Source organism: Streptomyces sp. NPDC028711 (assembly GCF_055565415.1).
Genome location: NZ_JBVHUJ010000010.1, coordinates 337463 through 344905, shown reverse-complemented (window position 1 = coordinate 344905; position 7443 = coordinate 337463). Strand labels below are relative to the sequence as shown.

The window sequence follows — 7443 nt, the reverse complement described above, 5'->3', positions numbered from 1 at the left end:
CGCTACGACAAACGAGCCCGGCACTACCAAGCCATGGTCACCCTCGCCTGCCTTCGCCTCTGGCTGCCATGACTTTCCGGACACCCCCTAGGGGGCGTCGGGCCCGCCGTTCCCGCTCCCCCGTACGAGCATGCCCGCCGCCGCCAGGTACTCCAGGATCTCCCTGGTCACCGTCCGCGGCAGCGGCAGGGCCCGCGCCACCGCCTCCGGTGTGACGGCGACGGCGAGCATCGCGACCACCCACATCGGCTCGGGGCGGTGCAGCAGCACCCGGTGCTGCGCGCCGCCCCGCTCCATACGGAAGCCCTTGGCCTCCAGGAGCAGGGTCACGCCCCGGTGGAGGCGGACCGGTTCCGTCTCCCCGAGCCGGGGCAGCACGAAGACGGCGGGCCTGGTGAGCGGGAGGACCGAGAGGAGCGGGCCGCGCAGGTCGGCGAGTCCCAGCGTGCGCACGGTCAGATGGGACAGGCGCCGGAGAGCGGGGAGGAGCACCAGATAGAGGCCGGCGCCGAGCAGCGGACCGCCGGGAGCGGGCTCGATGTTGCTCAGCAGGACGGGCCCGAGCTCCATCCGGTACAGGGCCTCGCGCAGCACCGGATGCGCGTCACCGATGCGCTCGTCGCCCCAGGGGCCGACGAGCAGGAGGCCGCCGTCCACCTCCCGCTCGATGGCGACGTCTTCTCGAAGGGACCACAGGTGCACGGTCCCGGGTTCGCCCACACTCCGCACGCCTAGTCCTCGACTTGACACCACGATCGCATCGAGTATCCGGCCGGAGGGGTGAGGCGCGGTAGCCAAGCATTCACGTATCCGTCATGAATTTCTCATACCCCCGCCCCCGGGGAATCAGCCCGGCCAAGGGATGGCGCCCGCGGCCTCGCACACACCGGCAAGCCTCGCGGAAGTGCCCCTGCTCACCGGCGATGTGACGCTCAGTCCGGTCCGTGGACGACGACCCGCGCGTGCGGGGTGTCCGGGCCGAGGACGGTGACGACGAGCGCGGTCCGGCGGGACTCCGCGACGAGCAGCGCCTCGGCCCAGCGGACGGGGGTGTCGGCGGGGGCGCCGGGGGCCAGGGTGAGGCCGATCGGCACGGCCCGTGTGAGGCCCGTCCGCTCGTCGAACTCCCGGATGACGGAGGCGTTGAAGACCCCGTCCAGGAGGACGTTCCCGCCGGACGGCTCCTCGTCGTACGCGGGAAAGGCGTCGGTGGCCACGAGCAGGAGATCGACGTCGGCCGGTGCCACCCCGGCGCGGGCGAGGGCCTCGGCCGCCGTCGAGGCGGCCCGTGCGAAGCGGCCGTCGTCCGGTGTGCCGGGGTCCGCCCGCGCGGTGGTGTCGGCGGCGCTCATCCGGGCTGTTCCTCGAAGCCCAGGTCCAGGGTGGCGAAGCCCCTCAGCATCGGGTTGGGGATGCGCTCGGGCTCCGGCCCCCGCAGCTGGAGGCCGGGGAGGCGGTCGAGGAGGGTCCGGAACGACACCTGGCCCTCGAGTTCGGCCAGGGCGGCGCCGACGCACACGTGCGGGCCCCAGCCGAAGGCCAGGTGCCCCGTCGGGTTACGGGTGAGGTCGAAGGTGTCGGGGTCGTCGAAGGCCTCGGGGTCGCGGTTCGCCGAGCCGAGCATCAGCACGAGCCCGTCCCCCTCCCGGACCTCGGCGCCGCCGAACTCGAAGTCCTCCCGGGCCACGCGCCGGATGAACTGGAGCGGGCTCTCGTAGCGCATGATCTCCCGCACCGCGCTGGGCATCAGCTCCGGCCGCGCGTCGAGGAGGGCTCGCTGCTCCGGGAAGCGGAGCAGCAGCTCGATGCCGTTGGCGACGAGGTTCCGGGTCGTCTCGTGCCCGGCGACGATGATCTGCGTGCAGTTCGCAAGGACCTGCTCGGCCGTCATCCACTCGCCCTCGCTCTCGGCGCTGAGCAGCAGGCTGACCAGGTCGTCGCCGGGGTTCGCCCGCCGCTCGGGGAGCAGCTCGGCGAAGTACTCCATCATCGACAGGAGTCCGTCCTGGGCGGCACGGAACATGTCGAGGGTGGGGCGCAGGGAGCCGGCGAAGTTGAGCAGGTCCTCCGACCAGCGGACGAAGGCCGGGTAGTCCTCGGGGTTCACGCCGAGCATCTCGGCGATCACCTTGGCGGGGAAGGGGTGAGCGTACTCGGTCATGAACTCGGTGCCGCCGCGCTTGACGAAGGCGTCGATCAGGTCGTCGCAGACCCGCTGGATCTTCGGCTCCATGGTGGTGATGAGCCGGCGGGTGAACCCCTGCTGCATCAGCTGGCGCAGCTGGCGGTGCTCGGGCTGGTCGTGCAGCACGATCCACCGGCTGATGGCGTCGTTGAACCGCGCGAACTCGGGCCGTACCTCGGCCGGGAACTGGTTGACGAATCCGCCGGCCTTGCGGGCGGCGGAGAACCTCTCGTCGCGCAGCGCGGTGCGGATGTCGGCGTGGTGCGGAAGGAACCAGGTGCGCCCGGTGTTGGCGGAACTCAGATGCATCCGGCCGGTCTCCCGCATCCGCTGGTACACGGGGTAGGGGTCACGGAGGAACTCCGGCGTGATCTCCATCAGGTGTGAACTCCTGTCGGTGCGGGGGGGGGAATCGGTTCAGCGGGCGTGCACGGTGGTCATGCCCCAGGTGGACGGGCCGGTGGTGAGCATCAAGAGGGACTCCCCCGGTGCGATCCGCCCGTCGCGGTGCAGATCGGAGAGGTCGATGAGGGTGTCGGCGGCGAAGCAGTGCCCGAGGCGGGCGATGTTGGCGGTGTAGAGGCGCTCCGCCGGTACGTCGGCCAGCGCGGCGAACTCCTGCAGGACCGGGGACGAGTAGTGGTTGGAGAGCATCCGGGCGAAGCCGTCCCGGGGTGTGTCGAGCGCGGCGCGGCAGACGCGGATCCCCTTGACGATCTCCAGGTGCTTGCGCAGCCCCTGCCCCTTGGCGAGGGCGCGCATGGGGGCGCTGGAGTGCTGGACGGTGGGGCCGAGGCGGAAGTCGCCGGGCACCTCCGTGGAGACCAGGCAGGAGGCGGCACCGTCGCCGTTGATCGTGACGGCGTTGGGCATCGCCCGGTACTCATCGGGGAGCGGCGGAACGGCGTCGGCGCTCACGCACAGCACCGTGCGGTGGACTCCGGCGGCGACCAGGGCCCGCGCGAGCCGCAGGACGGAGCCGGTGTTGCCGGACTCGGCGAGCCACACGAGGGAGAGCGCGGCGTGCCCGAGCCCATGGGGTTCGAGGACGACGCGGGCGATGGTGTCGGTCAGCTTCGCCGGGTCGCCCGGCGGGGGGTGTCCCTCGCCCCAGTAGCTGCACGTGCCGTAGAGCACGGCGTCGACGCTCCGGGGGTCGGTCCCGGCGACGGCGAGCGTCTCGGCGACGGACCGGGCGGCGAGCTCGGCGGGTGTCTCCCGGGCGACCGAGCAGTTGACGAAGCCATGGGCGCGCAGCCGGTCGAGGAGTTCGCCGGAGGTGTCGGGCGGCACGGCCCGCTCGATCGGGAGGGACGCGCCGACGGCGTACCCGAGCCCGCCGAGCCCGACGTCCGGCTCGGCGCGGTGGGGGGAGCTGGTCATCGTCAGGCCTCGCAGCGGATGAGGGAGGTGGCGCTGTAGAGGTAGTTGGCGCCCACGCCGATGGCGAGGAGGGCGTCGCCGGGCGCCGCTTCGCCGCGCTCGGCCAGCTCGCTCAGGGTGATCAGCTGGTCGTAGGCGAAGCAGTGCCCGAGGGTGCCGATGCCCTCGGTCGGCACCCGGTCGAACGGGATGCCGAGGGTCGCGGCGAAGTTGCGGAGCACCGGGCGCGCGTGGTTGGCGAGAACCAGCTTGGTGTACGTCTCGGGGGCGCGTCCTGTGGACTTGGTGAGCCCGCCGACCACGTCCCCGAGGGCGCCGGTGAAGCCGTCGATGTACCTCAGCAGGTCGCGCTGCGGGTGGAGGGCGTGCAGTTCGGGCCGGTAGCGGTGCTCGACGCGCTCGACCAGGTAGCCGTCGGTCCTGGGGCGGGACAGCAGACAGGTGACGACCGTGTCGCTGAAGACGGACACGTCGCCGGGCAGCACCCGTGCGGCGCGCCGGTCGTCGAGCGCGTCGACGCCGAGCAGCAGCACGTGGTCCAGGCCCTGGGTGGCGGCGAGGCCCTGCGCGACGGTGAGCGCCGACGAGAAGTTCGTGCACTGGCCGAGGAACATGCCGAGGGGGAAGGCGTCACGGATCCCGAACCGGGCGCAGAGCGCGGCGAGATCGGCGTGGTCGTCGTACGCGGAGAACGTGGAGGAGAAGAACAGCACCGCGTCGACGTCGGCGGCCCGAAGGCCGGTGCGGTCGAGCGTCTCGGCGAGGCAGTCGTCGTACTGGGCGCGGGGCGGCTCGTCGAAGACCGCGTACCGGGTCAGGCCTCCTCGGCGCAGGGCGGTGACGGACGCGGCGGACACCGCGCCGTCGCCGAGGAGGTCCTCCAGGTCGTGCCAGCGTCCGTGGCGGCGGCTGAGTCCGCTCAGATGGACGTCCGTCATCTGCCCTCCCAACGTCGTGCCATCTCGTGCCGGTCGGTCTTGCCGTTGCTGGTGAGGGGGATGTCGTCGACGACGCGGAACCGGCTGGGCACCATGTACCGGGGAAGGTGCCGGACGGCGTGCCGGCGCAGCTCGTCGGCCAGTGCGGCGGATACGGAATCCTCCCGACCGGAACCGCCGGAACCGGAACCACTGGAACCCGGACCGCCGGAACCCGAACCCCCGGGACCGGAACCCCCAGGACCGAAACCACCGGGACCGGAGTCGCCCGGAGCGGAGTCGCCGGCGCGGACGAAGGCCACGATCGCGCCGCCGCCGCTCACGATGGTCGCGGAGAGGTCCACGGCGGGGTGCGCGAGCAGGCAGGCGTCGATCTCCTCCAGCTCGACCCGGTTGCCGCGGATCTTGACCTGGCTGTCCCTGCGGGCGTGGAAGTAGAACTCCCCCTGCTCGTCCCTCGACGCGAGGTCCCCCGAGCGGAAGGCGCGTCGCCCCGTCCCCAGCGGGCTCGGCACCAGGGCCGCCGCGGTGGTCTCCGGGTCCTGCCAGTACCCGTCGAAGAGCGCGTCGCCCTCGACGTAGAGCTCGGCGACCTCACCGGGCCGGTCCGTCGGGGTGCCGTCCTCGCGCACCAGGTACATGTGCATGCCGTCGATGGCGCGGGTGCCGAACGGCACGCGGCCGTCGCGGTGGGGCACCTCGTCCCCGGGAAGCACCTTCCACGCGCAGGCGATCGACTCCGAGTGGCCGAAGCCGTTGATGAGCCGGGCGTGGGGCAGCGCGCGTCGCAGTTCCCTGAGGCCGCGCAGGGGAAAGCCCTCACCGGCGTACAGCACCGTGTCGAGCGCGGTCCCGGCGAGCAGGTCCGTCGCCCCCGCGTCCAGGACACCGCGCCAGATCGACGGCACCCCGTTCATCTGGGTCACCCCGTGGCGCTCCAGGTGGCGGACGAGTCCCTCCGGCTGCTGGAGGAGCAGGGCCGGTACCTGCACCAGACAGCCGCCGGCGCCGAGCGCCAGACCGAGGTCGAGGAGGGAGAAGTCGAACTGGAGCGGCGAGGTGCTGCCGAGCCGGACCCCCGGCCGTACGCCGAACCCGCTGAAGCCCTCGTAGAACGAGACGACGGCGCCGTGGCTCATCACGATGCCCTTGGGCTCGCCGGTGGAGCCCGAGGTGAAGATGACGTACAGCGGGTCGGAGGGTCGCGGCTCGTGGCGCTCCCCCGGTGTCCGCCGGGCGCCGGTCAGCTCCAGGTGCCCGTCCGGCGTGAGCGTGCCCGTGGCCGTCCCCGGGCGGTCCGCGGGGGTGCGGCCCGGCGGGGTGATGTGGGCGCGGGGCGCGGTCCTGCGCAGGATGTTGGCCTTGCGCTCCGCGGGCAGGTCGGGGCCGAGCGGGACGAAGACGAGCCCGAGGGAGGCCGCGGCGATCTCCAGGGCCACGGCCTCGGGGCAGGGCGCGAACTCCAGGGCGATCCGCTCCCCGGCGCGCAGCCCGTGGGCGTGGAGCGCGCCGGCCAGGGACTCCACCCGGTCGGCAAGGAGGCCGTGGCTCCACTCCTGGTCCCGGCAGATCAGCGCGGGCGCGTCCGGCGTGCGCCGGGCGGCACGCAGGACATAGGTGTGGAAGAGCCGGGGAGCGACGTCGCCCTCGCCTCCGTCGCCGGGCCCCTTGAGCAGGGAGCCGCCGCTCACGCCGCGCCGGAGGCCGCGGCCTCCGCCGCGCGGGCGGCCTCCTGCTGCTGGCGGGACAGTTCGTCGCGGAAGGCCTCGGCGGCGGTGGTGCTGCTGAGGTACTCGGTGTCCGGCGCGCCCGGGCGGCCCAGTTCGATCGCGATGGTCTGGGGGCGGGCGAGCGTGGCGAGGAGCACGGAGCGGCCGAGGGCCGCGGTGAGCACCGAGGAGAGCGCGTCGAGGTCGGCGTCGCTCGTGAGCACCAGGTCGAACGCGAGGTTGTGGAAGCGGCTCGGGACCTCGCGGAGCACGTTCTGCATGCCGCGGATGTCGAGCCGGCCGCCGCTGGCGACGTGCAGCCCGTCGACGGGTGTCCCCGTGCGGTCGGTCTCCTCACGGACCAGGCCGACGAGTTCGCCGCAGACGGCGGAGAGGAGCAGCTCCTGGGGGTTGGGGCCCTTGCCGATGCCGAGCATCTGCTTGGACTGGTCGACCACGAGGACGGAGGCGCCCTCACGGCGGGTGCCGCCGTGCTCCAGGGTGGTGCGGGCGTGGACCTCCGTGCCGTACTCCCAGCGCAGCCGCACCTCGAGCCGGGCCCGGTCCGCGCCGGTGTCCGGGGCGGCCGCCGGCACGTAGGGCAGGGTCAGCGTCTCCTGGCGGCCGTCGCCGCGGGTGACAAGCGCCCTGAGGGTGAGCTCGGCCTCGTCGAGGAAGACCCGGTGGTTGGGGCTGAACGCCGTGACGAGGCGGTTGACGCCCTGGACCACGTCGTCGGAGGCGCCGCACGCCACCGTGCAGCGCCAGGCGAGCCCCTGCAGGCCCGCGCCGGCCGCGGCGTGGCCCGAGGCGTCCACGGGCAGTTCGGCGCGCGCGGTGAGGTCGATCTCGTCGAGTGCCACGCCCCGCCCGGTGAAGCCGTTGACGTGGGTGATCAGCGCGCAGGCGCCGAGCGCGGCGAGGGCCGACTCGTACGGGCTGGTGAGCGGGTCGAGGCGGCCGGCGGCCGACACGGCGTCCTCGGACCGTGTGCGGTGGGACAGCTGGTCGACGCGGAAGCCACGGGCCATTCGGACGGTGCCGTGCCGGGCGGTCCGCACATGGGTGGCGACGCCGTCCCTGGCCGGGTGTCCGGTGACCCTGAAGTCGATGAGGGCCTCCTCGGGCTTCTCCCGGATCTCGTGGATCAGTTCCGAGACACCGCTGATGTTCAGTCCGTTGCGCATGCTGCTCTCCTGCTCGCTGTCTCTGCGGGGGTGGTGGGGGT

General features: G+C 73.0%; 7 protein-coding genes. All 7 read right to left on the bottom strand.

Annotated features, from left to right (window positions below):
• Window positions 1-87: 87 nt before the first annotated feature.
• The 7 genes from ACZ4VK_RS28595 to ACZ4VK_RS28565 all read right to left on the bottom strand — a co-directional run bounded on the left by ACZ4VK_RS28595 (window position 88) and on the right by ACZ4VK_RS28565 (window position 7402).
• Window positions 88-729 (bottom strand): NADH oxidase, encoded by a 642-nt coding sequence (locus ACZ4VK_RS28595; RefSeq protein WP_468358003.1) that lies wholly within the window; start codon window positions 727-729, stop codon window positions 88-90.
• Window positions 730-932: 203 nt separating this feature from the next.
• Window positions 933-1352 (bottom strand): hypothetical protein, encoded by a 420-nt coding sequence (locus ACZ4VK_RS28590; protein WP_468358000.1) that lies wholly within the window; start codon window positions 1350-1352, stop codon window positions 933-935.
• A complete protein-coding gene (locus ACZ4VK_RS28585) occupies window positions 1349-2563 on the bottom strand; it encodes a cytochrome P450 (protein ID WP_468357997.1) in 1215 nt (404 codons plus the stop codon). Before ACZ4VK_RS28585 ends, ACZ4VK_RS28590 begins: the two co-directional genes overlap by 4 nt.
• A gap of 39 nt (window positions 2564-2602) precedes the next feature.
• A complete protein-coding gene (locus tag ACZ4VK_RS28580) occupies window positions 2603-3568 on the bottom strand; it encodes a 3-oxoacyl-[acyl-carrier-protein] synthase III C-terminal domain-containing protein (RefSeq protein ID WP_468357994.1) in 966 nt (321 codons plus the stop codon).
• Between the two features lie 2 nt (window positions 3569-3570).
• Window positions 3571-4506 carry a 3-oxoacyl-[acyl-carrier-protein] synthase III C-terminal domain-containing protein gene (locus tag ACZ4VK_RS28575; protein ID WP_468357991.1) on the bottom strand — a complete coding sequence of 312 codons (936 nt, stop codon included), beginning with the start codon at window positions 4504-4506 and terminating at the stop codon, window positions 3571-3573.
• Window positions 4503-6197 (bottom strand): AMP-binding protein, encoded by a 1695-nt coding sequence (locus ACZ4VK_RS28570; RefSeq protein WP_468357988.1) that lies wholly within the window; start codon window positions 6195-6197, stop codon window positions 4503-4505. The genes ACZ4VK_RS28575 and ACZ4VK_RS28570 overlap by 4 nt, the downstream gene beginning before the upstream one ends.
• On the bottom strand, window positions 6194-7402 hold the full coding sequence (locus ACZ4VK_RS28565; protein ID WP_468357985.1) for an OsmC family protein: 1209 nt from the start codon (window positions 7400-7402) through the stop codon (window positions 6194-6196). Before ACZ4VK_RS28565 ends, ACZ4VK_RS28570 begins: the two co-directional genes overlap by 4 nt.
• Between the last annotated feature and the right edge of the window lie 41 nt (window positions 7403-7443).

Coding starts and splice junctions, on each gene's coding strand:
- ACZ4VK_RS28590 (WP_468358000.1), bottom strand. CDS start 1,352: ATGAGCGCCGCCGACACCACCGCGCGGGCGGACCCCGGCACACCGGAC.
- ACZ4VK_RS28585 (WP_468357997.1), bottom strand. CDS start 2,563: ATGGAGATCACGCCGGAGTTCCTCCGTGACCCCTACCCCGTGTACCAG.
- ACZ4VK_RS28580 (WP_468357994.1), bottom strand. CDS start 3,568: ATGACCAGCTCCCCCCACCGCGCCGAGCCGGACGTCGGGCTCGGCGGG.
- ACZ4VK_RS28575 (WP_468357991.1), bottom strand. CDS start 4,506: ATGACGGACGTCCATCTGAGCGGACTCAGCCGCCGCCACGGACGCTGG.
- ACZ4VK_RS28565 (WP_468357985.1), bottom strand. CDS start 7,402: ATGCGCAACGGACTGAACATCAGCGGTGTCTCGGAACTGATCCACGAG.